The organism is Nocardioides sp. YR527 (genome assembly GCF_900101045.1).
Lineage (GTDB): Bacteria > Actinomycetota > Actinomycetes > Propionibacteriales > Nocardioidaceae > Nocardioides.
Genome location: NZ_FNFN01000002.1, coordinates 507,193 through 532,131, shown reverse-complemented (window position 1 = coordinate 532,131; position 24,939 = coordinate 507,193). Strand labels below are relative to the sequence as shown.

Annotated in this window: 27 protein-coding genes; 16 read left to right on the top strand and 11 right to left on the bottom strand. The window is 69.4% G+C overall.

Going from position 1 to position 24,939, the window contains the following annotated elements:
* Nucleotides 1-94: 94 nt before the first annotated feature.
* The 3 genes from BLT25_RS29760 to BLT25_RS06940 are packed head-to-tail and all read left to right on the top strand — an operon-like array spanning nt 95 to nt 1,995.
* The gene (locus BLT25_RS29760; RefSeq protein WP_176883671.1) at nt 95-865 is read left to right on the top strand and encodes a hypothetical protein; all 771 of its coding nucleotides are present in this window, start codon (nt 95-97) and stop codon (nt 863-865) included.
* The gene (locus BLT25_RS06945) at nt 862-1,578 is read left to right on the top strand and encodes an SDR family NAD(P)-dependent oxidoreductase (RefSeq protein WP_091043589.1); all 717 of its coding nucleotides are present in this window, start codon (nt 862-864) and stop codon (nt 1,576-1,578) included. The genes BLT25_RS29760 and BLT25_RS06945 overlap by 4 nt, the downstream gene beginning before the upstream one ends.
* A 36-nt stretch (nt 1,579-1,614) precedes the next feature.
* Nucleotides 1,615-1,995, top strand: coding sequence for a DoxX family protein (locus tag BLT25_RS06940; RefSeq protein WP_091044328.1), 381 nt, complete (start codon nt 1,615-1,617; stop codon nt 1,993-1,995).
* Here BLT25_RS06940 and BLT25_RS06935 read toward each other — a convergent pair.
* Nucleotides 1,992-2,435, bottom strand: a complete 444-nt coding sequence (locus tag BLT25_RS06935; RefSeq protein ID WP_091043587.1) for an alpha/beta fold hydrolase — start codon at nt 2,433-2,435, stop codon at nt 1,992-1,994. The two genes, BLT25_RS06940 and BLT25_RS06935, sit on opposite strands and share 4 nt — an antisense overlap.
* 79 nt (nt 2,436-2,514) lie before the next feature.
* Between BLT25_RS06935 and BLT25_RS06930 the strand changes: the two genes are divergently transcribed.
* The gene (locus BLT25_RS06930; RefSeq protein WP_256328485.1) at nt 2,515-3,285 is read left to right on the top strand and encodes a glycerophosphodiester phosphodiesterase family protein; all 771 of its coding nucleotides are present in this window, start codon (nt 2,515-2,517) and stop codon (nt 3,283-3,285) included.
* Between the two features lie 110 nt (nt 3,286-3,395).
* Nucleotides 3,396-4,328: a DUF5926 family protein gene (locus BLT25_RS06925; RefSeq protein ID WP_091043585.1), complete on the top strand. Its 933-nt coding sequence runs from the start codon at nt 3,396-3,398 to the stop codon at nt 4,326-4,328.
* Nucleotides 4,329-4,478: 150 nt separating this feature from the next.
* Here the strand turns inward: BLT25_RS06925 and BLT25_RS06920 are convergent, their stop codons facing one another.
* From BLT25_RS06920 to BLT25_RS06880, 8 genes are all read right to left on the bottom strand, one after another.
* Nucleotides 4,479-5,351 carry an AraC family transcriptional regulator gene (locus BLT25_RS06920; protein WP_091043583.1) on the bottom strand — a complete coding sequence of 291 codons (873 nt, stop codon included), beginning with the start codon at nt 5,349-5,351 and terminating at the stop codon, nt 4,479-4,481.
* Between the two features lie 68 nt (nt 5,352-5,419).
* On the bottom strand, nt 5,420-6,307 hold the full coding sequence (locus tag BLT25_RS06915; protein WP_256328484.1) for an adenylate/guanylate cyclase domain-containing protein: 888 nt from the start codon (nt 6,305-6,307) through the stop codon (nt 5,420-5,422).
* A gap of 131 nt (nt 6,308-6,438) precedes the next feature.
* Complete coding sequence (locus tag BLT25_RS06910; RefSeq protein ID WP_091044321.1) at nt 6,439-6,810, bottom strand: cyclic nucleotide-binding domain-containing protein; 372 nt, start codon at nt 6,808-6,810, stop codon at nt 6,439-6,441.
* A gap of 103 nt (nt 6,811-6,913) precedes the next feature.
* Nucleotides 6,914-8,116: an arginine deiminase gene (locus BLT25_RS06905; protein ID WP_091043580.1), complete on the bottom strand. Its 1,203-nt coding sequence runs from the start codon at nt 8,114-8,116 to the stop codon at nt 6,914-6,916.
* A 25-nt stretch (nt 8,117-8,141) separates the two neighbouring features.
* On the bottom strand, nt 8,142-8,744 hold the full coding sequence (locus BLT25_RS06900; protein WP_091043579.1) for a TMEM165/GDT1 family protein: 603 nt from the start codon (nt 8,742-8,744) through the stop codon (nt 8,142-8,144).
* 160 nt (nt 8,745-8,904) lie between these two features.
* Nucleotides 8,905-10,110: a nickel pincer cofactor biosynthesis protein LarC gene (gene larC / locus BLT25_RS06890; protein WP_091043574.1), complete on the bottom strand. Its 1,206-nt coding sequence runs from the start codon at nt 10,108-10,110 to the stop codon at nt 8,905-8,907.
* Nucleotides 10,107-10,784: a nickel pincer cofactor biosynthesis protein LarB gene (larB, locus tag BLT25_RS06885; protein WP_091043572.1), complete on the bottom strand. Its 678-nt coding sequence runs from the start codon at nt 10,782-10,784 to the stop codon at nt 10,107-10,109. The genes larC and larB overlap by 4 nt, the downstream gene beginning before the upstream one ends.
* Before the next feature lie 3 nt (nt 10,785-10,787).
* Entirely contained in the window at nt 10,788-11,627 is an 840-nt protein-coding gene (locus BLT25_RS06880) for a prephenate dehydratase (RefSeq protein WP_091043570.1), read from the bottom strand.
* 24 nt (nt 11,628-11,651) lie between these two features.
* Here BLT25_RS06880 and BLT25_RS06875 point away from each other — a divergent pair, with 24 nt between their 5' ends.
* A complete protein-coding gene (locus BLT25_RS06875) occupies nt 11,652-12,062 on the top strand; it encodes a DUF4446 family protein (RefSeq protein ID WP_256328482.1) in 411 nt (136 codons plus the stop codon).
* Between the two features lie 406 nt (nt 12,063-12,468).
* On the opposite strand, the gene BLT25_RS06870 is transcribed toward BLT25_RS06875, so the two are convergent.
* Nucleotides 12,469-14,040 carry a bifunctional phosphatase PAP2/diacylglycerol kinase family protein gene (locus BLT25_RS06870; RefSeq protein ID WP_091043568.1) on the bottom strand — a complete coding sequence of 524 codons (1,572 nt, stop codon included), beginning with the start codon at nt 14,038-14,040 and terminating at the stop codon, nt 12,469-12,471.
* A gap of 158 nt (nt 14,041-14,198) precedes the next feature.
* Here BLT25_RS06870 and BLT25_RS29425 point away from each other — a divergent pair, with 158 nt between their 5' ends.
* The 7 genes from BLT25_RS29425 (at nt 14,199) to BLT25_RS06840 (ending at nt 20,745) form a co-directional block, all read left to right on the top strand.
* Entirely contained in the window at nt 14,199-15,839 is a 1,641-nt protein-coding gene (locus BLT25_RS29425; protein WP_143033657.1) for a calcium-binding protein, read from the top strand.
* 100 nt (nt 15,840-15,939) lie between these two features.
* Nucleotides 15,940-16,632 carry a peptidoglycan-binding domain-containing protein gene (locus BLT25_RS29420; protein WP_176883670.1) on the top strand — a complete coding sequence of 231 codons (693 nt, stop codon included), beginning with the start codon at nt 15,940-15,942 and terminating at the stop codon, nt 16,630-16,632.
* A 52-nt stretch (nt 16,633-16,684) separates the two neighbouring features.
* Nucleotides 16,685-17,956 carry a serine--tRNA ligase gene (gene serS / locus BLT25_RS06860; RefSeq protein WP_091043566.1) on the top strand — a complete coding sequence of 424 codons (1,272 nt, stop codon included), beginning with the start codon at nt 16,685-16,687 and terminating at the stop codon, nt 17,954-17,956.
* Nucleotides 17,953-18,813, top strand: a complete 861-nt coding sequence (locus BLT25_RS06855; RefSeq protein ID WP_091043563.1) for an HAD family hydrolase — start codon at nt 17,953-17,955, stop codon at nt 18,811-18,813. Before serS ends, BLT25_RS06855 begins: the two co-directional genes overlap by 4 nt.
* Before the next feature lie 14 nt (nt 18,814-18,827).
* Nucleotides 18,828-19,340: a GNAT family N-acetyltransferase gene (locus BLT25_RS06850; RefSeq protein ID WP_091043562.1), complete on the top strand. Its 513-nt coding sequence runs from the start codon at nt 18,828-18,830 to the stop codon at nt 19,338-19,340.
* Nucleotides 19,337-20,137, top strand: coding sequence for an HAD family hydrolase (locus BLT25_RS06845; RefSeq protein WP_091043559.1), 801 nt, complete (start codon nt 19,337-19,339; stop codon nt 20,135-20,137). The genes BLT25_RS06850 and BLT25_RS06845 overlap by 4 nt, the downstream gene beginning before the upstream one ends.
* Complete coding sequence (locus tag BLT25_RS06840; protein WP_143033655.1) at nt 20,134-20,745, top strand: hypothetical protein; 612 nt, start codon at nt 20,134-20,136, stop codon at nt 20,743-20,745. The genes BLT25_RS06845 and BLT25_RS06840 overlap by 4 nt, the downstream gene beginning before the upstream one ends.
* A 61-nt stretch (nt 20,746-20,806) precedes the next feature.
* On the opposite strand, the gene BLT25_RS06835 is transcribed toward BLT25_RS06840, so the two are convergent.
* The gene (locus BLT25_RS06835; protein WP_091043554.1) at nt 20,807-21,721 is read right to left on the bottom strand and encodes a sterol desaturase family protein; all 915 of its coding nucleotides are present in this window, start codon (nt 21,719-21,721) and stop codon (nt 20,807-20,809) included.
* Nucleotides 21,722-21,793: 72 nt separating this feature from the next.
* Here BLT25_RS06835 and BLT25_RS06830 point away from each other — a divergent pair, with 72 nt between their 5' ends.
* The 3 genes from BLT25_RS06830 (at nt 21,794) to BLT25_RS06820 (ending at nt 24,860) form a co-directional block, all read left to right on the top strand.
* The gene (locus tag BLT25_RS06830; RefSeq protein ID WP_091043552.1) at nt 21,794-22,438 is read left to right on the top strand and encodes a TetR/AcrR family transcriptional regulator; all 645 of its coding nucleotides are present in this window, start codon (nt 21,794-21,796) and stop codon (nt 22,436-22,438) included.
* 62 nt (nt 22,439-22,500) lie between these two features.
* Nucleotides 22,501-23,769 carry an alpha-hydroxy-acid oxidizing protein gene (locus BLT25_RS06825; protein ID WP_091043549.1) on the top strand — a complete coding sequence of 423 codons (1,269 nt, stop codon included), beginning with the start codon at nt 22,501-22,503 and terminating at the stop codon, nt 23,767-23,769.
* A gap of 164 nt (nt 23,770-23,933) precedes the next feature.
* Complete coding sequence (locus BLT25_RS06820; protein ID WP_091043547.1) at nt 23,934-24,860, top strand: calcium-binding protein; 927 nt, start codon at nt 23,934-23,936, stop codon at nt 24,858-24,860.
* The last annotated feature ends 79 nt before the right edge of the window (nt 24,861-24,939 follow it).

Genomic DNA, 24,939 nt, shown 5'->3' with positions numbered 1-24,939 from the left:
GGTGATGAAAGGCCACGGTCGGGCCACCTGACGTTGGGCTGGTGTTCCCCGGTACGCCGCCTGGTCTCACCTTGCGCCTGTCACCGTGGTCGACATGACTGAACGGACTCGTCTGTGGATGGTTCCGCTGGTCGCTGCCGCGGGTTGGGGCGTCGGTTTCCTGCCCCAGCTCGTCCAGCCGCAGCCGCTGCTGCTCGCCCCGATGGTTGCCGAGCTGGTCTCGTTCGCGCTGCTGGCGGCCGCGCTCGGTGGGCTCGCCGCGGGGCTGCGCCCGGACCGTCGGCTGCTCAGTGCCGTGCTCGCCGGCACGGGTGTCGTGGCCGCGGCCGTCCTGGGGCTGACCTTCGCTGCCGGACCGGTGGCGACCGACCCCTCGATGCTGACCCATCTGATCGCCATCGCCGCGATCACGACGGTCGCCGGCCTCGCCGCCGGGATCGCGGCGAGCCTCGGGCCGTGCGTGCTGCGGGCGCCGATGCTGGCCGCGCCGGCCGTCTGCGTACCTCTCTGGCTCGACGGGATGCTCCCCGGCGAGCTCCCGTCGTCGGTCATCGACGCGCTGTTGGCGGCTGCCCTGGTGACCGTGCTCGTGACCTCCGTACGCCGCGCCGTCGACGTCGTCGCCTGGGTGCCCGCCTGGATCCTGGGCTGGGCGATGCAGACGCTGCTGACGGTGCTGGTCGCCATCGGCGTACTCATCCAGGAGGGCCGTTCGGTCGACGCCGGGCTGCTCTCCTCGCACCTGGTCTACTTCCACGAACGCTGGAACGAACCTGCGGTGCACTACCCCGCCGGCTGGGCGCTGGCCGGCGTCCTGGCACTGGCGTTGGTGGCGTGGAGACTGCGTGACACCCTTCGGGTGTGAAACGTACTCTCATCACCGGAGGAACCCGCGGGATCGGTGCCGCTGTCGCTCGTCAGCTGGCTGCTGAGGGCCACTCCCTCGTGCTCGGCTACCTCTCCGACGAGGCTGCTGCTGCTGCGACGCGGGAGGAGGTCCGGGCGCACGGGGCCTCCTGCGAGATCGTGAGCGCGGACATCACCACCGACGCCGGGATCGCCGCGCTCTTCGAGGCCGCCGGCCCGATCACGGGCGTGGTCAACAACGCCGGCGCGACCTACCGCTACGCACCCCTCGTCGACACTCCCGCGGACGAGATCCGCAGGACGTACGCCGTCAACCTGGTCGGTCCCACGCTGGTCGCCCGGGCAGCGGTGTCGGCGCTTTCCGAGGGTGGCGTGATCGTCAACATCTCCTCGGGTGCGGCCACGCTCGGATCACCGGGGGAGTACGTCCACTACGCCGCCGCGAAGGCCGGGATCGACGCGCTCACCAAGGGCCTCGGGCTCGAGGTCGCCCCGCTCGGCATCCGGGTCGTCGCGGTCGCCCCCGGGCTCACCGAGACCGACATGCACGCCAACACCGGCGACCCGGGCCGGATCGCGCGGATGGCGCCGCAGATCCCGATCGGCCGTGCCGGCTCGCCCGACGAGGTCGCCGAGGCGGTCGCCTGGCTGATGAGCGACAAGGCCTCGTACGTCACCGCGACGACGCTGCGGGTGACCGGCGGGCGGTGATGTCACAGGGCGGTGGCGTACCTCGTCCTGGTTGGCATGAACATCATCTTGTGGATCGTGACGATCTTTCTCGCCGCCGGTTTCCTGGCCGGTGGACTGGCGATGCTGCTGCTGTCGAAGGAGCGGTTCCGCAACACGTTCGACGGGTGGCGCTACGCCGACGACTTCCCCGACGGCTTCCTCAAGGTCATCGGCGTGATGAAGCTGCTGGCCGCCGCCGGGCTGATCCTGCCCGCCGTGACCGGGGTCGCGACGTGGTTGGTTCCGCTCGCCGCGCTCGGGCTGGTGCTGGTCATGACCGGCGCGGCGACCACTCGCATCATCCGCCGGGAGTGGGGCGCCTTCTACGGTGATCTCGTCTTCTGGGGGCTGGCGGCCTTCGTCGCGTTCGGTCGCCTGGAGGTCGTGCCGATCTAGGCGTGGGCGGTGATGTGGTCGCGGCCGGCGGCGGCGAACCGCTCCGGGTCGGTCGCGTCGACCACGTGACCGGCCTCGGCCCAGACCTCCACCGTCGCGCCCGGCATCAGCCGGGCGCGCGCTGCCGCCCTGGTGGCGTCGTGGACGCGGGTGCGGCCGCCGATCAGCGCGAGCACGGGGTGGCCGAGCGCCGTCAGATCGGCGAGGTGGAGCGACCACATCGGGGTGGCGGCGCCGCTGCCGGGCAGCAGCACGAGCGGGACGCCGTCAGCGGTGTCGCCGAACCAGTGGGCGCGCACGCGGCCGTAGCTCGTCCCGACCTCCTGCACCCGAGCCGGTGGCAGCTTCTCGAACGCCTTCGCGTACGCCTTCCGGAACTCCTCCGAACGGGTTCGTGTCCGCGAGACGATGCCAGAGGACGTACCCCTCGGGTACCGCATTACCTGCTGACGGAGTGGTTGGTGACTTTTCTCGCTCGTGTCGCGCCGCGCGGCTGGTCCGATGGCCCACAATCTCCTCATGAGGCCCCAGGTGGTCGCGCATCGCGGCGCCAGTCATGAGATCGCGGAGCACACCCTCGCTGCGTACGTCGCGGCCCTGGACGCGGGTGCGGACGCCTTGGAGTGCGACGTACGTCTGACCATGGACGGTCATCTCGTCTGTGTGCACGACCGGCACCTGCGCCGGATCGGCGCGCGCGGGCTGGTCTCGGAGATGACCCTCGCCGAGCTGCAGGCGATCGACTTCGCGGCCTGGAAGAACGGGTTCTGGGACGGCGAGGACGAGCCGCCGGACCGGGACATGCGAGGCGTGCTCACGCTGCACCGGCTGCTGCGGGTCGTACGGGATTACGGCCGACATGTCGAGATGGCGATCGAGACCAAGCACCCGACGCGCTACGGCGGGCTGACCGAGGGCCGGCTGGTCGACGTGCTCAACGACTTCGGCTGGGCGGGCCCGGGCAGTCCGGTGCGGGTGATGAGCTTCTCCTTCACCGCGCTGCAGCGGGTGGAGCGGCTGGCGCCGGGCGTACCTCTGGTCCAGCTCATCGACCGCGCTGCGAACTGGTCTCTTCTGCGGCACGCGATCGGCCCGGACTGGTGGCTCGGAGCGGGCATCGAGATGCTCACCGCCCACCCGAAGCTCGCCCGGCGGTTGGCGTCGAAGGGCCGCAATCTCCACGTCTACACCGTCAACACCGAGGAGCAGCTCAAGCTCTGCCTCGACCTCGGGGTCAAGGCGGTCATCACCGACCGGCCGGGGTTCATGCTGGAGCTGCTCGGCCGCTGAGCCAGCTGTAACACGCTGTTACACCGACTATCCGGTCGTTCTGATAGGGCGAGTAGTCCTACGAACGGCGTGTTACTGGGGACGGAGGCCCGGCAGGTTAGGGTTTGGCCGTGGCCAAGAAGTCCCGAGTCAAGAACCGTCAGGCGGCTGCGGCCCCGACGGACGGTCCCAACCCGCGTGCGGCGTGCCCGTGCGGGTCCGGCAAGCGCTACAAGGCGTGCCACGGTGCCGCCGGCGGCGCGTTCGTGGGGCGCCCGTTCGAGGGCCTGCCCGGCGAGTGCGACCTGGTCGCGCTGCGTGAGCTGGTGCCCTCTGCGACGGTGTCGCTGACGGTGAAGGGCTTCGAGTCGACCCCCGTCACGCTGGGCACCCTGCTGCCCGGCGCCGCGCCGGCGATGTCGCGCGACTCGGGCGAGGTCTGGGCCGGGCTGCAGGTGCAGCACAACTACGGCGACGTGTCGCGCGACATCGCCGCGGCGCTTCTCCAGGCGCTGGAGGCGCGTGCCGCCGGTGAGTCCGGCATCTTCGGTCTGACCAGCGCGCCCGGTCCCGGACCGCGGCTGCAGGACCTGGTGACCGACTCGTCGCTGGACGTCAACGTCCACGAGGGCTTCGACTGGTGGCTCGCCGACGTCGAGGACAAGGGCGACTTCGAGCACGCCCTCGAGCACGCCAACGAGTCGGTGCTGCCGACCGAGCGACTGACCTCGGTCGAGGCCGCCTACTGGACCTCGGTGGGCTCCAAGGAGCACCTGCGCTGGGTGATGCCCGAGCCCGAGGACGCCCTGCTGACCGCGCTCGCGCGGCTGCACGTGACCGGCGAGGACGTGATCGTCCCCGACGCGCGTTTCGTCGGCATGTTCCGTGCCCACGGCCTGCTCGCCCCCGTCTGGGACCTGCCGGTCGGCGCCGAGGCGCTCGAGGAGCCGGCGGTGGCGTTCAAGAAGCTGCTCGACGAGGCCCTCGCCGACGACTCCGAGATCACCCCCGAGGTGCGTTCGGCTCGCGCCGGGCTCGCGAACCGTCAGGTCACCATCCGCTGATCCCTGCTGGTCGAGCCGCGAGGCCGCCTGCGGCCGAGCGTGTCGAGACCAACACGGTCCCGTCGGCGCTCGATGGGACCGTGTTGGTCTCGACACGCCTTCGCCTAGAGGCTCCGGCGGCTCGACCAGCGATGGGCTCGACCAGCGTCGTTACTGCTCGACCGGCAACCACAGCTCGCACGAGGCGTACGTCTCGGTGAGCTCGAGGTAGCGCAGGACGGACGGGCCGGGGCGGAGCCGCCACGGGTTCGACGGGAACCAGTCGGTGGCGGTGGCGGCCCAGAGCTGCTGCAGCGCCTCCGGGTGTGGGCCGCTGGAGGCGAAGACCGCCCAGGAGCCGGCCGGAACGGTGATGCTGTCGAGTCCGTCGGGCACCGTGACCGACGGCGTGACCGCGACCCCGTGCAGATAGGTGATCATCGATCCTTCCGGCGCATCGGGCGACGGGGACTCGGTGACGGCGAGGATGCCGCGCGGGTCGGTGTCGTTGAGCTCTTTGAGCCGAACATGCGCCGAGGGATCGAGAGAGGCGATGTGTGCCTGGATGTGCGGGTTCACGCCCTCGTAGATCAGCGGGACCTTGGTGGCGTGGCCGACCAGCCTGACCTCGGGCATTTCGGAGATGGTGACGTCCATCGGGGTGCTCCCTTCGACGCTCAGGCGGAACCTGAGCGTGGGTTGTGTGCGTAGCGGACCACCGGATCGGCGTACGTCGGCGGGCGCCGAACCGTGCACAGCACGGAACGCGCGCCCGAACGCCTCGGTCGAGCCGTAGCCGTAGCGCACCGCGACCTCCAGGAGGTCAGGGGCACCGCCCACCAGGTCGGCCGCTGCCAGGGTCATCCGGCGGCGGCGTACGTATTCGGACAGGGGCATCCCGGCCAGGGCCGAGAACATCCGACGCAGGTGATACTCGGTGGTGCCGTGGTCGCGGGCGACCCGGGCCACGTCCACCTCGCCGGCGAGCCCGCTGTCGAGCTCAGCCTCGACCAGGTCGACCAGGGTGTTGAGCGTTCCGATCATGTGGTCCTCCTTTCGCCATCAAGCCTCGCCCGGGAGCAACCTCCGGCGCCCGACTTTCCTGGCCCGGTTCAGTCGGACCGCGAACGCAGCCGGAACGGCTGCAGGCGGGAGTAGCCCTTCACGCTCGTACGCCGCATCTTCTCGACCTGGAAGCCGTCGACGTCCTCGAGCGCGGCGGCGGCGTTCTCGTCGATGACCACCGACGAGGGCCGGGCCAGGGTGGTGAGTCGGGCCGCGATGTTGACCGTCGGACCGAAGACGTCGCCGAGCCGGAGCACCACGTCGCCGTAGGAGATCCCGGCCCTGACGTGCGGAAACGCGCTGTCGCGGTCTTCCCCGAGGGAAGCCAGGTCCAGGGCGGTCCGGGCCGCGGAGGCGACGTCCTCGAAGGTGAAGAACACCCCGTCGCCGAGGTATTTGATCACCCGTCCGCCGTGCTCGACGACGATGTCGGAGCAGGTGTCCTCGAACTCCTCGACCCAGTCGACCAGCTCCTTGTCGCTGAGCCGCTTGGAGCGGGCGGTGTAGCCGACGATGTCGAGGAAGCCGACCGCCAGCGGCACCGCGGAGGCATCCGCGACGGTGAGCATCCGCCGGGCGGCGCTGACCAGGTGGCGGCGCCAGACGTAGTCCTGCAGCGCCTCGACGAGCGGCAGCACCTGCCCCGTCAGGGCGACCAGGTCCTCGACCTCGTCGCCACCCCGCTCCCGGGCGACCTCGGCCAGCAGCGATGTCTGCCACTCGGCCAGGCGTGCGTAGGACCGTCCCCAGGTCCGCACGAGCGCGGCCTGCCGGTCCTCGCTGAGCACCCCGAGGCGTACGAGCTCCTGCGTCATCCGCAGTGCCTCGACATCGGCATCGGTGAAGGCGATCTCGTCCTCGCCCGCATGCGGGAAACCGAGGTGGTGCCAGAGGTCCTCGGTGACCTCCATCGGTACGCCGGCGGCATCCGCCACCTCGACGCGGGTCAGCGTGGGCGTCTGGCCGAGGACGAAGGACTCGACGACGGAGAGAGCCTCGGCCAGCTCGATGTCGGCCTCACGGCTACGGCCCTGGCCGAGACTCTCGTCAGCCTGATCGTCGAGCGTCAGGAGTCGAACCTCTCCTTGGCGACCTTGTCCAGCGCCCGTGCGAACGACGGCATCTCGACGGACAGCTGCTGCAGCTTGTCGGCGCTGAGGTGGATCAGGTCGAGCGGGGTGAGTGCGACGATGGAGGCCGTACGCAGCGACCCACGCAGGATCGCCGCCTCGCCGATGATGTCGCCGGGACCGCACTGGGCGATCTCCTCCTTGTCCCGGCGGACCGAGACGGTGCCGTCGAGGATGATGTAGGCCTTGTCCGGCGGGGTGTCCTCCCAGATCGGCGACCAGCCCTCGGGCAGGTGCACGCGGGTGCCGGTGGCACTGATGTGCGCGATCTCCTTGGGCGTGAACATGGAGAAGAACGACTCGGTCACGAGGGTTTCCTTCGGGGTCGGCTGTGGGGTGGCTGCCGCGCTGTGACGACAGTTACAGAGATCAACGATGTTCGTCTACAGGGGTTACCCGCGGGTTGGGCACCTATGCGGGCAGCGGGTCACGGGCGATCGGGCAGCTCATGCATCGCGGGCCGCCGCGGCCGGAGCCCAGCTCGGAGCCGGCGATCGCGATGACCTCGATCCCGGCAGCCTCCAGGGCCCCGTTGGTCTGCGTGTTGCGCTCGTAGGCGACGACCACGCCCGGCGCCAGGGCCAGGGTGTTGTTGCCGTCGTCCCACTGCTCGCGCTCGGCGGCGACCGGGTCGAGACCGGTGTCGATGTGGTGGAGCTTGTCGATGCCCATCGCCTCGGCCGCGACCTCGAGGAACGGGCCCGGAGCCGCGATGTTCAGCCGGCCGCCATCGGCGCCGGGGGTCACCGCGTAGGCCACCAGCGAGTCGACCGCGTTCGGGTAGATCACCATCTTGTCGGTGTTCACCAGCGTGGCGATCGTGTCCAGGTGCATCGTCGCGCGCTCCTGCGCGATCGGCACCGCGAGCACGGTGTGGGCGAGCCCCTCGGCGAAGACCTGGCGGGCGAGCCGCTCGGCCCCCGCGGGGGTGGTGCGCTCCCCGACCCCGACCGCGACGACACCGGGAGCCAGGAGGAGTACGTCCCCACCCTCGACGTGCTCCAGGTGGGCGCCGTGCAGCCGCGGGCTGGCCCGGAAGCGCGGGTGGAACTGGTAGATCAGCTCGGTCAGCGCGGTCTCGCGCTTGCGAGCAGGCATCGCCAGGCTCGTGACGGTCGCGCGGTCCCGGATCCACACCGACGAGTCGCGGGTGAAGAGCAGGTTGGGGAGCGGGTCGATGAGGAAGTCGTCGTGAGCGAGCAGGCTGGTGACCAGACCGTGGCCGCCGCGTACCTCGTCGTTGCGGATGCCCGCGGTCAGGTGGTCGGTCAGCTCGGCCGGTCCGGCGTCGGCGAGGGCACCGCTCAGGTAGTCCCGCAGGGTGTCGCCGAGGGTGAGCGAGCCCAGCACGTTCTCGAGCGCCAGCTTCCGCGCCTCGGGCACCTCGAGGGTCTCGGTGAGCAGGTCGGTCAGATAGAGCACCTCGACGTCGCGATCCCGCAGTGCGGCCGCGAAGGCGTCGTGCTCGTCCTGGGCCCGCTTCACCCACGGAATGCCGTCGAAGAGCAGCTTGTCGTTGTTGCGCGGCGTCAGCCGGGTCAGCTCCCGGCCGGGCCGGTGGAGCATCACCGTACGCAGTCGTCCGACCTCGCTGTCGGCGCCAAGTTCTACCATGCCGCGCAGCCTAGGCGACGTCTCGTCAGGCGAACACCTCGACCAAGGTCAGGATGCCCAGGACGAGGCAGACGACGGCTCCGACGTAGTGCAGGACGTGCAGCTTGATGAACCGGAGCAGCGTACGTCCCAGCAGCACCGCGAGCCCCGACACCGTCAGCAACGCGGCCCAGGAGCCGATGAAGACCGAGACCGGGTCGTGGTAGCGGGCCACCAGCGAGACGCTCAGCAGCTGGGAGAGGTCTCCCCACTCGGCCGCGAAGAGGACCATGAAGCTGGCCAGGACCTGGCGGAAGCCGCGTACGTCCTTGGCCTTCTCGGCGAACTCGCTGCCGTCGTCCTCGGTCGCGGTGCCGTGGTGGCGGCGCCCCTCGATGAACAGGAACACCGCGCCGCCGAGGAAGAGCAGAGCGGCGACGACATGGATCAGGTCGGTCGGGAGGAGCGTGGCCACCCCGCCGATCGCCACCGCGATGAGCGTCTGGATCGCGAACGCCGCACCCACCCCGAGCCACACGAAGATCGGCCGGTACTTCGTCGACAGCACCAGGGTCGCCAGGAACGTCTTGTCGGGGAGCTCGACGACGAAGATCGCGGCGAAGGCCAGCGCGACGACGGTGATGTCCATCAGGGTTCCGTTCCAGTTCTTTACGTCCGGCCCTCATCCTCGCACCGTGGCCCGTCGGTCGAGCCGCCGGAGCCGCTAGGCGGAGGCGTGTCGAGACCAACACAGTCCCCTCGAGCGCGACGGGGGACCGTGTTGGTCTCGACACGGATTCGTTCGTACCTCACGAATCCGGCTCGACCAGCGGCGTAGCGAGTGCCTTGGCTTCGGCGAGTACGTCGATGGCGGGGCGGTCGAGGGCGGCGGCCGCGCGGGCTACGTCGTCCCACTCGGGCTGCAGGTTGACGACCTCGCCGGCGAGGCGGGCTGCCTTGACCGCGATCGGGTGCCCGCCGACGCTCACGGTCAGCATCTCGCGGGGCAGAGCGTGTTTGACGACCTCGTGCTCGCGTACGCCGATCGTCGAGGTCTCTCGGAAGAACACCCGCCGGACCGCGTCGGCGGCGTCGGGACCGGTGAGAGCGTGGAGGGTGTAGGCCGGGCGCCCCTTCTTCATCAGGATCGGCGTGACCCAGGCGTCATGGGCGCCGGCCGCCAGAAGCGCTTCGATCGCTCCCGGGATCAGCCGAGGTTCGAGGTCGTCGATGTTGGCCTCGATGACGAGCTCGGTTTCCGGGGTGGAGGCCTTCTCCCGCCATGGCGTGGCAGCCTCGCCGACCAGCACGCGGAGGGTGTTCGACCAGCCCTCCGGATCCTTGCCGCCCGCGCCGACCCCGATCGCCGTGGTCGTCATCGGCGGCTGAGCCCCCCAGCTCGTTGCGAGGGTGGTGAGCAGCGCGGCGCCGGTCGGCGTACACATCTCCATCGCCGGGTGTCCGGGCGGCCCCGCGAAGGACGGTACGCCGGTGAGCAGCCGCGCCACGGCCGGCGGCGGCACCGACAGGGTGCCGTGAGCGGCCCGGACCGATCCCGAGCCGACCGCCACCGGCGAGACCACGACCTCGGTTCCGCCCAGGTGCACGAAGCCGGCACACACGCCGACCACGTCCGCGATCGCGTCCAGCGCTCCGACCTCGTGGAAGTGGACCTCCTCGGGAGAGATCCCGTGGACGGCGCCCTCGGCCTCGGCCAGCCGCTCGAAGACGCGCAGCGCCAGGTCACGGACCGCCTCGTCCAGAGCGGCGCCGGTCAGCAGGGCACGGACGTCGGTCCAGGTGCGGTGATGGACCGAGTCGGCGATCTCGACATGACACCGGGTCGCGGCGAGCGCGCCACGCCGCACCTGCTCGACGCCGAGATCCACGGGCTCGGGCGCGACCGCATCGACCGCGGCGGCGATCACAGGGAGCGGAACCCCGGCGCTGAGGAGCGCGCCGAGCAGCATGTCCCCCGATGCTCCGGCGGAGGCGTCGACCCAGACGACGCTCACCGAGCCCGCCGCGCGATCCGAGCCGCCGCGACCCCGGCGCCGTAGCCGTTGTCGATGTTGACCACGGTCACGCCGGGAGCACACGAGTTGAGCATCGCCAGCAGGGCGGCCAGCCCGCCGAAGGAGGCGCCGTAGCCGACGGACGTCGGCACCCCGATCATCGGCACTCCGACCAGCCCACCGACCACGGAGGGCAGGGCACCTTCCATCCCCGCGACCACGATCAGGCAGTCGGCGTCCTCGAGGCGGTCGCGTACGGCCATCAGCCGGTGGATCCCGGCGACACCGACGTCGGTGATCCGCTCGACACCGGCGCCGTGGACCCGGCAGGTGAGTGCAGCCTCGGCTGCGACCGGTCCGTCGGAGGTCCCGGCGGCGACGACGCACACCCGGCCCTGCGGGGTCGGCAGCGGCCCGAGCGTGACCGCGCGGGCCTCGGCATCGCGGACCGCCGTCGGCAGCTCTGCCGCGACCAGGGCGGCGGCCTCGGCGGAGACCCGGGTGGCCAGGACGGCGCGCGTGGGATGCGCCTCGTGCAGTCGGCGAAGGATCGCGACGACCTGCTCGGGGGTCTTGCCGTCGGCGTACACGACCTCGGGGTCTCCGGTGCGGCGCTCCCGGTCGAGGTCGACGCGGGCGAACCCGAGGTCGGCGGTCGGCTCGTCGTCCGGCATGGCTCAGAACCGCGCCGGGTCGGCGGGATAGACCCCCAGCAGCTTCACGTCTGTGGTGAAGAAGGCCAGCTCCTCCAGGGCACGCTTCAGGCCCGGCTGGTCCGGGTGACCGTCGACCTCGGCGAGGAACTGGGTGGCGGTGAACTTCCCGTCCACCATGTAGGACTCCAGCTTGGTCATGTTGACCCCGTTGGTCGCGAAGCCGCCGAGCGCCTTGTAGAGGGCCGCCGGGAGGTTGCGTACGTTGAAGATGAACGACGTCACCACCGGCCCGTTGTCGGCGGGAGCCTGGATGAAGTCGGGCGAGAGCACCACGAAGCGGGTGGTGTTGTGGTCGGCGTCCTCGATGTCGGTGGCGAGCACGTCCAGCCCGTAGATCGAGGCGGCCAGGGGCGGCGAGATCGCGGCCATGGTCGGGTCGCCCGCCTCGATCACCTCGCGGGCGGCACCGGCGGTGTCACCGGAGACGACCGGCGTGAAGCCGTGCTCCCGGATGATGTTGCGGCACTGGCCCAGGGCGTGGACGTGGGAGTGGACCGTACGGATTTCGTCGAGATGGGCGCCCGGGAGGCCGAGCAGATGGAACCGGATCCGCAGGTAGTGCTCGGCGATGATGTGCAGGTTGGACTCGGGGAGGAAGTGGTGGATGTCGGCCACCCGCCCGGCCAGGGAGTTGTCGATCGGGATCATCGCCAGCGACGCCTCACCTGCCTCGACGGTCGCAAAGACGTCCTCGAACGAGGCGCACGGCACCGACTCCAGCTCGGGGTAGTGCCGCTGGCACACCATGTGTGAGTTGGACCCTGGTTCGCCCTGATAGGCGATGCGATGTGGCTCGGACACAGCGACAGTCTAGATTCGCCCGATGTGCTCGCTCTTGCCATTCTCAGTCTGCTGACAGCAATCGCCGCTCTGGTCTTCGCCGGAGCGGCCTGGCAGAGGACGAAGGACGTACGCCGCTCCGACCCTGTCGACATCGATTCGCTGCCGACCGACGTCGCTGGTCTGCGCGCCGAGGTCGCGGCCCTGCGCGCCGAGTCGGCGATGAACCTGCGCCACCTCGCGGTCGTGCGTTTCGACGCCTTCGGAGACGCCGGTGGCCACCTGAGCTGGTGCCTTGCGCTGCTCGACGACAACGGCGACGGGGTCGTGCTCACCTCGATCCACGGGCGCACCGAGGCGAGGTCGTACGCGAAGAGCATCAGTGGCTGGAAGTCGTCCCAGCTGATGTCGCCGGAGGAGACCGAGGCCGTCCAGCAGGCCAAGCCCAGGAGCTGATCCCGGGGCCAGGGCCGAAAACGACACCGGCACGCTCGGGCATGGCGGGGGAACCGTTCCGAGCGTGCCGGTTTTCAAACCCGGGCTGCGGGTGGGACGGCCCGGGAGTCGACCACTGGTCGCGGGGGATTTCCGACCAGTGTGTGGGTCTTGCACGTCGCCGGCCGGAGTCAGGCTTGAGCCCAGCTGGATACGCCGACTGGGCTGACGCCGAGTCGTGTCAGACACCTTATGAATATTTACTTGTCAACAAGACATCTGTCTCGGCGAGTCGCCTCGGATCGACTCGAGAATCGATGCCAAACGCGCCGAAAGCACGCAGGAAACGGGACTTTAGGCCCTGATTCTCGGGACGTTCTACCTCATCGCGTGTCGTTCAGATTCGGGACCGAATCGGGACTGGTCCTCAGCGTGGCACGCGGACGAGCAGGCGCCCGGGAAGGCACTGCATACGCAGCTCTCGGCCCTCGGAGATCGTGTCGCCGTCGAGCTGGCGCGGCTGGTCGTGGTTGGTCCGGATCACGACGCTCGCACCGGTCATCCGGTTGATCAGGTTGTCGGTGCGCGGCCGCTTGCTCAGCACCCTGACCGCGAGCGGGAGCCAGGACCAGAACCGCTGCGGATAGAGCAGCACCACGTCGATGAGGCCGTCGTCGAGCGCGGCCGCCGGCAGCAGCGGCATGTTCGCCTGGAGGTAGCCGACGTTGCCGACCACGACCGTGCGCGCCCGGTGCCTGGTGAACTCGCCGTCGTCGACGGAGATCTCCAGCCGCATCGCGGGGAACATCAGGCTCTTGAAGGCGGAGAGGACGTACGCCATCCAGCCGATCCGCTTCTTGATGTCCTCGTTGACGCCGCTCATGATCGCGGCGTCGAAGCCCATCCCGGCCATCACCAGGAAGTTGGTGTCGTCGAGGTTGTCCCCCGAGACCTCGACCAGGTCGATCGCCCGGTCCTGCCCGGTGAGCGCGACGTCGATCGCGGCGCGGATGTAGAGCGGGATCGACAGGTTGCGGGCCAGCAGGTTGCCGGTGCCGCCGGGGACGATCCCGACCGCGATGCCGGTGCCGGCCAGGGCGGAGCAGACCTCGCGTACGGTGCCGTCGCCGCCACACACCAGGACCAGGTCGGCGCCCTCCGCCTGGGCCGCTCGCGCCATCCCCTTGCCCGGGTCGTCGACCGTGGTCAGGTGCCAGGTCGGCGTCTTCCAGCCGGACTCCTTGGCCATCGTGGTGACCATCGTCTTGAAATGCTCGACCGACTCGACCTTGATCGGGTTGAGCACGACCGCGATCCTCCGGTTGCCACGCACCGAGTCGACCAGTGGCCGCCGCCCCTGTGCGTGCGAGGTCGGCAGCGGCGTGTAGATGGCCATGCCGAGGAAGACGGCGCCGGCGGCGAAGAGGATCCCGCCGAGCACGTCGGAGGGGTAGTGGCGTCCGAGGAAGACCCGGTCGGCGGCGACCAGCACGACCAGCAGGACGAGGCCGGTGTAGGCCAGGCGGCGGATGCCGCGGCGGCGTACGAACATCGTCACGACCACCGCGATCACGCCCGCCAGCACCGCGATCCCGGTCGCATGACCAGAGGGGTACGACGGTGACTCGTGGAACCACGACGCCAGCTGCCACACGGGCCGGTCCCGGTCGACGAGCAGCACCACAGCGCGGCGTACGACCAGCGTGATCACCACGACGCCGAACACGTAGACCGCGGCGCGCAGGTAGGTCCGGAACAGGCCTGCAGCGACCAGGAGGGCGACGCCGACAGCGAGGTACCACTCGGTGGCCACCTCGACGATGTGCCAGAAGTCGAGCATCCAGCCGTTCTCCGCCGTCACCGCCGTCGCGTCCCGGCCGAGCTCGTCGATCGTCGAGACCGGCGGCCACCCGTTGATCCCCGCGATCCCGATCAGGGCGCACAGAGCGAACAGCGAGGCCGCCCAGAGCAGTAGGGCACGGCGCGAAAGGTCAAGCACGGTGAGTCAGTATGCGCGAAACGTCTTCCACACAGTGAATGAACGGGCTGGACAAAACCGCGGGTATGGCATGACGGAAAGCGCTATCGTGCGCTTTCCGCGCATGATTCGGGTCGGCGCCGGCACCCCTCGGTCCCTCTCGTTGTGAGGTCTCTCCCATGCGCTCTCGCGTGTCCTCGTACGCCCTCATCGGGCTCTTGTCCGTCCCCGCCGTCGCCCTCGGCGTCGGCGGCCTCCTCGCCGGCTCCGCCGCTGCTGCCGATGGTGAGTGTGGCGGCAAGCCCATCACCGTCGACCTCGGAGCGGGTCAGGCCCCGACGGACGGTGACGACGTCATCGCCGTCCCGGCAGGTGCCGTTGTCAATGGGCTGGGCGGCAACGACACCGTCTGCATCGTCGGCCAGGGCGGGGCGGAGATCTACGGAGGTGCCGGCAACGACACGCTCTTCGGTGGACCTGATGGCGACTTGATCAATGGCGGAGATGGCGACGATGTCGTCCACGCAGGCGATGGCGACGACCTGATCGAGGAGAACTCGGGCAATGACCACCTCAATGGCGAGGCGGGGGGCGACGTCATCCTCGCGGGCCACGGCGCCGACGAGGTCGACGGGGGGCTCGGGGACGATGTCATCTCCGGTGGGTTCGGGGGTGACGTGCTGCGCGGCGGCGATGGGGCCGACCGACTGGCCGGAGGCGCGGACGACGACACCATCGACGGCGGATCGGGGACGGACATCGCGACCTACGCCGAAGCCGGTAGTGGCATCGTCGCGACAATGAAGAAGGTGACCGGTGGTCTCGGGACGGACGTCCTCGCCAGCATCGAAGAGATGCTGGGGACGGACCACGCCGACCGGTTCAACGGAGACTCGGGCAACAGCGTGATCGACGGTCGAGCCGGTAACGACGTATTCGCTCCGGGCGCCGGGACTGATGTGATCACCGGCGGAGCCGGAGTGGACACGGTCAGCTACGCCAACATGACCAGCGGCGTACGGATCTACCTCGGTCAACCCGACTACTACGGCGCGGCCGCTGGGCGAGAGACGATCGACGAGGTCGAGAACATCACCGGAAGCCCTTACGGCGACCTGCTCACCGGGGACTCAGTGGCCAACGTGATTCTCGGCGGTGGGGGAAGCGACTACCTCAAGGGTCTCAATGGCGACGACCGTCTCGAGGGCGGTAGCGGGAACGACAGGTTCTGGCCGGGCAGGCACAACGACACCGTCATCGGTGGGACCGGCACGGACACGATCAGCTACCAGAACTACATCCTGGCGGTCCGGATCAGCCTGGCGACGACCCGCGCGCAGAACACCGGTGGTGCTGGGTACGAGACGGTCAGCCAGACCGAGAACATCATCGGAACCCCCGAGGCGGACCATCTGGTCGGCAACTCGGGTCGGAACACGATCACCGCCAGCGGAGGCAATGACACCGTGCTGCCGGGACACGGAGATGACGTCGTCGACGGTGGCTCCGGATCGGACACGATCAGCTACGGCGGCATCGGGACCGGCGTACGGGTCTCGCTGGCCACGACGTCTCGTCAGCGCACCAACGCCGGCTACGAGAAGATCACCGGTTTCGAGAACGTCGTCGGTACCTCCCGAGGCGACGTTCTCAAGGGCAACGGGGCCGCTAACAAGGTCAACGGTGGCTCCGGTGCCGACAAGCTCTACGGCGCTGCCGGCGCCGATGTGCTCTACGGCGGAAGCGGTCGGGACTATGGCGATGGTGGCACCGGCAGGGACAGCGCGGTCTCCGTCGAGCGGCGCGTACGCATCCCGTAGCCACGCAGGTACGGGAAAGGTACGGGTTCGGGCGGCAGCACCGGTCCGCGACACTGCCCCTTTCGAGTTCAGAGCAGAAGAATCGAGAGGGATCCATACAGTGAAGACATCGGTGCGGTTGCGCATGGGCGGCCTGCTGGCAGCGGCGGCTGTGGCAACGGGTGGACTGGTGGCGGTGGACGCGGGCACGGCGCCTGCGGACGCCGCGGTCAGCTGCACGATCAGCAGCCCGAAGACCGTACGTCCCGGCAACACCGGCAGCTGCGTGACGCTGCTCCAGAAGGTGCTCGGTGGGCTCAAGCCGGACGGTTCGTTCGGGTCGGCGACCACCGCCCGGGTGAAGGAGTACCAGCGGGCGAAGGGGCTGTCGGCCGACGGCATCGCCGGGTCGCGTACCTGGTCGAAGATCAGGGCGGGCATGTCCGGCAGCGGCACGATCGTCTCCTCGAGCGCCACCGCGAACTGGTACGCCTGCGTCATCGTCCGCGGTGGCCAGTCGATCCGCTACACCGTCACCAACAAGCGCAGCACCGGGTGGAAGCAGGCCGTGATCAAGACCAGCGGCTCCCTCGCCGACCCGCTGATCCGCGGCTCGATCCCCAGCAAGGGCACGCGTTCGACGGCGTCCAACCCGTCCGGGTTCCCGAAGTCGTACGCGACATCTGCCTCCTACATCACCTACACGGGTGGTTCGTACGTCACCAACGACTCCTACGCCTACAACTTCACCGACGTGAAGGTCTACCGCTCGTGGCTGCGCCCCTGCGGCAAGACCAGCCCGGTCTACTGGTGACCGGCTCATTACTGAAGTGAGATCTGGTGGCCCGGTCGACTAGCCTTGCCGCATGATCGACCCGCGCATCCTCCGCGAAGACCCCGACCGCGTACGTGCCTCGCAGGAGCGCCGTGGCGCGTCCTCCGACGTGGTGGACCGGGCGCTGTCCGCGGACGGCGCCCGGCGCGCGGCGATCGCGGACTTCGAGGCCAAGCGGGCCGAGCAGAAGCAGATGGGCAAGAAGGTCGCCCAGGCCAAGGGCGAGGAGAAGCAGCAGCTGCTCGCCGAGGTGAAGGACCTCGCGGCCGCCGTCAAGACGGCCGACGCGGCCCAGGCGGAGGCCGAGGAGGAGTGGAAGAAGGCCCTCAAGGCCATCCCCAACCTCGCCGACGACGCTCCGGCCGGCGGTGAGGACGACTTCGTCCTGATCGAGAAGGTCGGGAAGCCCCGTGACTTCGCGGCCGAGGGCTTCGAGCCGCGTGACCACGTCGAGCTCGGCAAGATGCTCGGCGCGATCGACCTCGAGCGTGGCGCAAAGGTCTCGGGCAGCCGCTTCTACTTCCTGACCGGGGTCGGCGCGGAGCTCGAGTTCGCGCTGATCAACCTGGCGATGGAGCAGGCCCGCGAGGCCGGGTTCACCCAGGTCATCGCCCCGGCGCTGGTGCGCCCGGAGGCGATGGAGGGCACCGGCTTCCTCGACCAGGTCGACGACGGCGTCTACAAGATCGAGGACGACGACCTCTATCTCGTCGGCACCTCGGAGGTGCCGATGGCGGCCTACCACTCCGACGAGATCCTCGACCCCGACACGCTGCCGCGGCGCTACGCCGCGTTCTCGTCGTGCTTCCGCAAGGAGGCCGGCTCGGCGGGCAAGGACACCAAGGGCATCATCCGGGTCCACCAGTTCGAGAAGGTGGAGATGTTCGTCTACACCACCGTCGAGGAGTCGTACGCCGAGCACCAGCGTCTCCTCGAGTGGGAGAAGTCGTTCCTGGACAAACTTGAGCTGGCCTACCAGGTCATCGACGTCGCTGCCGGCGACCTCGGTCCTTCGGCGCTGAGGAAGTTCGACTGCGAGGCGTGGATCCCGACCCAGGGGAAGTATCGCGAGCTCACCTCAGCCTCCAACTGCACCACCTTCCAGGCGCGCCGCCTCGACATCCGGCAGCGCACCGAGAGTGGCACCACCCCGGTTGCCACGCTCAACGGCACGCTTACCGCGATCACCCGCGCCATCGTCGCCGTCCTCGAGACCCACCAGCAGGCCGACGGCTCGGTGCGGGTGCCGAAGGCGCTGCAGAAGTGGCTCGGCCGCGAGGTCCTGGAGCCGATCCAGAAGTGAGCACGACCGAGAGCACTACCGCTCGGCCCGGTGAGGCCGCCTGGCGGCCCAAGGTCGTCGCGCTCGACATCGACGGCACCCTGCTGCGTTGGGTCGACGGAACGGGCACGCCGTCCGAGGCGCTCTCGGACAAGGTGCGCGACGCGGTCCGCCGGGCGTACGACGCCGGGGCCAACGTGGTGCTCTCCTCCGGTCGCTCGGCCCACTCGATGACCGGGATCGCCGATCTGATCGGCATCCCGGCCGAGGGGGCGGACCGGCTGTGGATCGTGGCGTCCAACGGTGCGGTGGTGCTGCGCTACCCGCCGGTCGACGTGGTGCACGAGGAGACCTTCGACGCCCGCGAGGCGGTCGAGAAGATCTTGGCGCAGCGGCCGAACGTGCTGGTCGCGGTGGAGAACCGCGGCATCGGCTACCGGTTCAACCGGCCGTTCCCGCCGGGCGAGCTGGGCAACGGTGAGAACCTCGTCGCTCCGGTCGAGGAGATGGTCGCCGCCCCGGTCTCCCGGGTGATCATCCGCGACCCCGACGCGACGCCCGAGGACTTCATCGCCCTCGGCCGTGAGCTCGGCCTGCACGGCATCGACTACGTGGTCGGCTACACCGCCTGGCTCGACCTCACCCCGGTCGGCGTCTCCAAGGCGTCGGGCCTCTCCTACGTCTGCGACCAGCTCGACCTCGAGCCCGCCGACGTACTCGCCATCGGCGACGGCCGCAACGACGTCGAGATGCTCGAGTGGGCCGGTCGCGGGGTGGCCATGGGCAACGCCCCCGACGAGGTCCAGGAGGTCGCCGACGCGGTCACCGCCCACGTCGCTGACGACGGCGCGGCGCTGGAACTCTCCCGCTGGTTCTGAAAGTCTCAGCGCTCGTGACTCTTCCCACCACCGTCACCACCGAGCGGCTCACGCTGCCGTTGTGGACCCGCGCCGACGTCGAGGCCATCCGCGATCCCAACCTCGGGGTCGGGCGGCCGCAGAGCTGGCACCCGCAGTTCCCGCGCGAGGACGACCGCGACGCGGCGACGATGTGGGTCGAGGGCGACCGGTGGAGCTCCCGCTACATCATGCGTAACGGGACCGTACTCGGTTCGATCGGCTTCTTCGGGTCACCTGCCACCGCCGCCGACGGCACCCCGGAGACCGAGGTCGGCTACGGCCTGATCGAAGAGGCACGCGGGTGGGGATTCGCGACCGAGGCGCTCAAGGCTCTGCTGGCGTGCGCGGACGAAGAGGACGTACGCATCCGGGCTTCTGTCGAGCCGACCAACGCCGCGAGCCTCCGAGTGCTCGCCAAGTGCGGGTTCACCGAGCTGCGCGGCGCAGACGAGGACGGGCATCTGGTGATGGCCAGGCCGGTCCCGGGTGGCAGGATAGAGGAATGACGATGCCGAAGCTGGTCGCCACCGACCTGGACGGCACCCTGGTCAGAGCGGACGGTTCGGTATCGGACTTCACGCGTGACGTACTCGTGAAGCTCGAGGAGATCGGCGTGCCGGTCATCTTCGTGACCGGTCGGCCGCTGCGCTGGACCCGTGAGCTCTTCGAGCACATCGGCAGCGTCGGGCTGGCGATCGTCTCCAACGGAGCCCTGGTCTGGGACGTCGCCAGCGATCAGCCCCGGCTCACCCGGCTGATCGAGCCGACCCTGACCGCCGAGGTGGCAGCGGTGCTGAAGGACGAGGTCCCCGGACTGGTCTTCGCGACCGAGTCGCTCGAGGGCTGGTCGTGCGAGCCCGAGTTCGCCGCCCACACCTCCGATGCCCTCCGGCCCGCCAAGCGCATCGCGCCGATCGAGGAGCTCGCCGACGAGCCGCTGATCAAGCTGCTCGCCCGGCGTCACGACCACGACGACGCCGACGAGCTGCTCGCGGCCGCGGCGGCCGTCGTCGGTGATCGCGTCAACGTCACCCACTCGTCGTTCCCGCTGCTGGAGATCAGCGCTCCCGGCGTCACCAAGGCCTCCACGCTCGAGCTGGTCTGCACCGAGCTCGGCATCTCCGATGCGGACGTGATCGCCTTCGGTGACATGCCCAACGACCTGCCGATGCTGACCTGGGCCGGGACCTCGTACGCCATGGCGGACGCCCATCCGAGCGTGGTCGCGTGCGCGTCGCATCTGGCGCCCGGGCACGAAGATGACGGTGTCGCGCGGGTCCTGGCTGGAGTCTTCGGCCTGTGACTGGTTTGATCTTCGCCATGCGCCGCGTCCCCCAGTTCCTCGCTGCCTTCGCTCTTGCGGTGGCCGCGGTGGTCATGACGAGCCCCGCCCCTGCCTCGGCATCCCCGGTTGCGGCTCCCGCGAAGTGCCCCGCCTTCGTGCTCAGCGACGCGGTCCAGGAGCCGCTGGTCTTCCATGCGCGGGTGACCGGACCCGGGAAGGCCGGCGCCAAGGGCCAGGTGGTCTACCCGGTGACCGTCGTCAAGGCGCTCAAGGGCGTCACCGGCGGCAGCAACCTCGACGTCGCGCTCAACCCCGGTGTGTGCCAGAAGAAGTCGTTGACCGCCAACGAGGACTACTACTTCTTCGTGCAGAAGAAGGGCGGCACGATCCTCGCCGCCGGCACCGCACCGCGCGTCGAGGAGTACACCGACAAGCTCCAGGCCGAGATCGCCAAGGAGTTCCCAGAGGTGATCGCCCCCGAGCCCCAGCAGGTGAGCTTCAGCGAGCCGGATTCTCCCGAGGGTCAGAAGCTCGTCGAGGTCGCCGCCCCCGGCGTCGCGCTCGTCGTCGTCGGCATCCTCGGCTTGGTCATCGTGATGATCCTCGGGCGGCGGAAGCCCTCCTGACGCGGGGCGGTTCCTTCGTCAAGGTATGCAGCCGAAGGCGCACATCCCGCGCGGAGGTCCGCTAGGGATGTGTCCGCTGGTCTGCATACCCTTCGACGGGCTCAGGCCGCCGCATCGACGATAGGTCAGCCTCCGGCGCCCACCCCGGCGGCCGGAATGCGTAGCTCAGCTTGAGCCGCCAGCCGTCGGCGCTGCGTACGTCGTCCCAGAGCTCACGGAACGCGCCGTACTCCAGCCGGAGAAGGTTGTAGGTGTCGACCTTGTAGGTCAGGCCGTACGTCGGGCGCTGGACCTCCGGTTGGAACGTCCCGAAGAGGCGGTCCCAGACGATCAGGATGCCGGCGTAGTTCTTGTCCAGGTACTCCGGGTCGGAGCCATGGTGGACGCGATGGTGGCTCGGGGTGTTGAAGACGAGCTCGATCGGACGCCACAGCTTGCCGACCGTCTCGGTGTGCACGAAGAACTGGTAGATCAGGTTGATCGAGAAGGCGATGTAGATCGCCGCCGGGGAGATGCCGAGGAACGGCAGCGGCAGGAAGAAGAAGAACTCGAACCACGGGTTCCACTTCTGGCGCAGCGCGGTCGCGAACGTCATGTACTCGCTCGAGTGGTGTGCCTGGTGCGCCGCCCAGCCGACTCGGGTCCGATGCACGAAGCGGTGGTTCCAGTAGTAGGCGAGGTCGACGACCACGACCGAGATCGCCAGTCCCCACCACGTCTCCGGGATCTGCCACAGCGACGCGTAGGCGAAGATCGCCGCGTAGACCGCGAAGGTCAGCACCTTGAACACGGTCATCGACACGATCGAGCCGAGGCCCATCAGCACCGAGGTGCGCGCGTCCTTGAAGACGTAACCGGCCAGGTTGTCGTCGTGGTCGAGCCATTTCAGCGCCGCCAGCTCGATGAGGATCGAGATGACGAAGAACGGGATGGCGTACGTCAAGGGGTTCTTCAACGGGTCGAGCATGTCGTTCATGGGGGACCTCCCAGGGATATGACCTTCGAGTAAGTTACCTCAAGGTCATATGCCGCCGCTAGACTCTCGGACATGTCACGGGCCAACGCTGGAACCAAGGGCGTCCCGCGCGCCGACCGCGAGCTGCAGATCGTGCGGGCGGCCTGTGAGGTGTTCGGCACCATCGGGTTCGCCAAGGCGTCGGTCGCGGGGATCGCTGCCGACGCGGGCATCTCGAAACCGCTGGTCTACCAGTACTTCGGTTCCAAGGAAGGCCTCTTCTCCGCCTGCCTCACCTATGGCGCCGAGCTGCTCGCCGGCGATATGGAGCGGGTCGCCGCCGACGACTCGGTCGGTCTGGAGCGCGGTCTGCGCACCCTCGACGGGATCTTCAGCATCCTCGAGCCCCAGCCGTGGCTGTGGCGGCTCTTCTTCGACGGGACCGCCCCGGACACGGGTGACGTCGCCGCTGTGAGGGCCGTCTACACCGACCGGATCACCCGGCTGGCGATGGAGGGCGTCGGCGAGCTGATGGCGCTCGTCGGTGACGACGACCCGCTCGATGTCTCCGCGATGACCGCGGTGTGGATGAACGTCGTCGACTCGCTCGTCACCTGGTGGCTCGATCATCCCGAGGTCACGCGGAGCGAGATGACCGCGCGGTGCTACCGGCTCATCGTGGCGCTGTCCGGCGCGGAGCCGCCCGCGGCCGTCGTGGCCGACCCGGCCGGGCGCTGAGCGGGTGCGCGGGCATTTTCCCGCCATGGCGGGAAAATGCCCTCCGCGAGTAGCCTTCGCGCGTGAGCATCGGCAGAGACCTGCAGTCGGCCATCTTCCGCAAGGGCCTGTTCGGCCACCGTCCCGTGGTGCCGACCGAACCCTCGGCACTCGCCGAGGCCGCCCAGCGGGCGATGAGCAAGGAGGCCTGGGCGTACGTCGACGGCGGAGCCGGTCAGCACCGCACGGTCGCCGCCAACACCGCCGCCTTCGACCACTACCGGCTGGTGCCACGCATGCTCACCAACGTCGAGAGCCGCGACCTGCGCACCACGCTGTTCGGTGTGGACATGCCAGCGCCGCTGATGCTCGGCCCGGTCGGCGTGCTCGAGCTGGCCCACCCCCGCGCCGAGCACGAGGTCGCCGCGGCGGCCCGCGCGACGGGCATCCCGATGGTGATCTCCACCCAGGCGTCGGTCCCGATGGAGGAGGTCGCCGAGGACCTGGGCGACACCCCGCGGCTCTACCAGCTCTACTGGTCGAAGGACGAGTCGATCGTCGAGTCCTTCGTACGCCGCGCCGAGGCCATCGGCTCCGACGCGCTGGTCGTCACCCTCGACACGCACATGCTGGGGTGGCGTACGCGTGATCTCGATCTGGGCTATCTGCCCTTCGCGCGGGGGCTGGGGATCGCGCAGTACACCTCCGACCCGGCCTTCCGTGCCCTCGTCGAGGCCCGGCTCGCGGACAGGAGCGGGACGAGCGTGCGACCCGGGCTCCGGGAGATCCCCTCGGCCCTCACCGCGGTCGCCTCGATGGCCCAGCACCATCCCGGCAAGCTCGTCGACAACCTCCGCTCCGGCCACGGCCGAGCCGCGGTCGAGACCTTCCTCGACGTCTTCTCCCGCTCCGACCTGATCTGGGACGACCTCGACCGGCTGCGGGAGATAACCGACCTGCCGATCGTGCTGAAGGGGCTCCAGGCGCCCGAGGACGCCCGGCGCGCGCTCGAGCACGGTGTCGACGGGATCATCGTCTCCAACCACGGTGGCCGTCAGGTCGACGGCGCCATCGCCTCGATCGACGCTCTGCCGAGCATCGTCGACGAGGTCGACGGCCGCATCCCGGTCCTCTTCGACTCCGGCATCCGCTCCGGCGCCGACATCCTCAAGGCGCTCGCCCTGGGGTCCGACGCGGTCCTCCTCGGCCGCCCCTACGTCTACGGCCTCGCCCTCGCCGGCGCCGCCGGTGTCCAGGCCGTCCTGGAGCACATGATCGCCGAGCTCGACCTCTCCCTCGGACTCGTCGGCTGCCGCTCCGTCGACGAGATCGGCCGCGAGCTCCTCGGCTGAAGCTCGAGGGCACTGGTGCTCCTCGCGTCGGGCACAGGTTGTGAACGGACGCCGGGTTCACCCCTGCCGACACGCCTGCGCTGCTAGCGTCCCGCTCGCAGATCGGTCGTGTCCGGGACGAGGTGACTGCTCGACTCGCTCGTTCGGATAGATGGAGCTCGTTCATGCGTTTTCGTTGGTGCCACGCCGTGGCCGCTGCTGTTGTTCTTCCCGCTGCCGTGGTCGTTATGGGCCTCGGGCCCGCCGCTGCCGCCGGGGGCGCCACCTGCGGCGGTAAGACGGTCACCGTCGACATGAGGTACGGCGAGAGACCGACCAACGGCGACGACGTCATCCTCACCGGCTACGAGAGCTCCGAAACCTACGGCCTTGCGGGCGACGACACGATCTGTCGTCTGGAGGACGGCCCGCGCGGAAAGATCTACGGAGGCGATGGTGACGACGTCATCTACGGCGGCATCGTCGAGTACTCCGGGCCCGAGCTTTACGGTGGCAACGGCAACGACACCATCTACGGCAGCAACAATTGGACCTACATCAGTGGGGGCAACGGCGCCGACACGGTCCACGTCCGATCCCGCAGCGGCGGCGACGTCTACGGCGGTGCGGGGAACGACCTCGTCTACGGCGGCGCCGGCAACGACGCGATCTGGGCGGGGCCGGGGAATGACCGCATCTACGGAGGTCTCGGTCGCGACTTCCTCGTGGGCGGGGCGGACCACGACCACCTCTACGGCGGTGCCGGTGACGACGGGCTCTACGGTGTCGGCGGAGACGACAGGATGTACGGAGGCGCCGGGGCCGACCGGCTCATCGGGGAGGACGGGCGCGACCGGATCTGGGGATCGTCCGGCGACGACGTGATCAAGGGTGGTGGCGATGGCGACCGGATCTGGGGTGAGGGCGGCAATGACGAGGTCGAGGCCGGCGGTGGCGCCGATGAGGTTTTCGGTGGCGTCGGCAGGGACTGGCTCTCTGGTGGATCCGGCAACGACACCTTGTCCGGAGGAGATGGTCAGGACCGACTCATCGGTGGGTCTGGAGCCGACAAGCTTGCCGGAGGAAGCGGCGCCGACCGACTGACGTACTAGCTCGACCAGGTTGCGTCATCACCCCTCGCGTCAAGTTCATACTTTATGAGGGGGCGAGATCTGAGCACCCCACTTACGA

Bases quoted from the DNA above. Each gene is read 5' to 3' on its own strand.
- BLT25_RS06835 (WP_091043554.1), bottom strand. From the start codon at position 21,721: ATGAACGACATGCTCGACCCGTTGAAGAACCCCTTGACGTACGCCATC.
- BLT25_RS06900 (WP_091043579.1), bottom strand. From the start codon at position 8,744: ATGGACATCACCGTCGTCGCGCTGGCCTTCGCCGCGATCTTCGTCGTC.
- larB (WP_091043572.1), bottom strand. From the start codon at position 10,784: ATGCCGGACGACGAGCCGACCGCCGACCTCGGGTTCGCCCGCGTCGAC.
- serS (WP_091043566.1), top strand. From the start codon at position 16,685: ATGATCGACCCGCGCATCCTCCGCGAAGACCCCGACCGCGTACGTGCC.
- BLT25_RS06935 (WP_091043587.1), bottom strand. From the start codon at position 2,435: ATGCGGTACCCGAGGGGTACGTCCTCTGGCATCGTCTCGCGGACACGA.
- BLT25_RS06930 (WP_256328485.1), top strand. From the start codon at position 2,515: ATGAGGCCCCAGGTGGTCGCGCATCGCGGCGCCAGTCATGAGATCGCG.
- BLT25_RS06820 (WP_091043547.1), top strand. From the start codon at position 23,934: ATGCGTTTTCGTTGGTGCCACGCCGTGGCCGCTGCTGTTGTTCTTCCC.
- BLT25_RS06905 (WP_091043580.1), bottom strand. From the start codon at position 8,116: ATGGTAGAACTTGGCGCCGACAGCGAGGTCGGACGACTGCGTACGGTG.
- BLT25_RS06920 (WP_091043583.1), bottom strand. From the start codon at position 5,351: ATGATCGGAACGCTCAACACCCTGGTCGACCTGGTCGAGGCTGAGCTC.
- BLT25_RS29760 (WP_176883671.1), top strand. From the start codon at position 95: ATGACTGAACGGACTCGTCTGTGGATGGTTCCGCTGGTCGCTGCCGCG.
- BLT25_RS06940 (WP_091044328.1), top strand. From the start codon at position 1,615: ATGAACATCATCTTGTGGATCGTGACGATCTTTCTCGCCGCCGGTTTC.
- BLT25_RS06845 (WP_091043559.1), top strand. From the start codon at position 19,337: ATGACGATGCCGAAGCTGGTCGCCACCGACCTGGACGGCACCCTGGTC.
- BLT25_RS29425 (WP_143033657.1), top strand. From the start codon at position 14,199: ATGCGCTCTCGCGTGTCCTCGTACGCCCTCATCGGGCTCTTGTCCGTC.
- BLT25_RS06830 (WP_091043552.1), top strand. From the start codon at position 21,794: ATGTCACGGGCCAACGCTGGAACCAAGGGCGTCCCGCGCGCCGACCGC.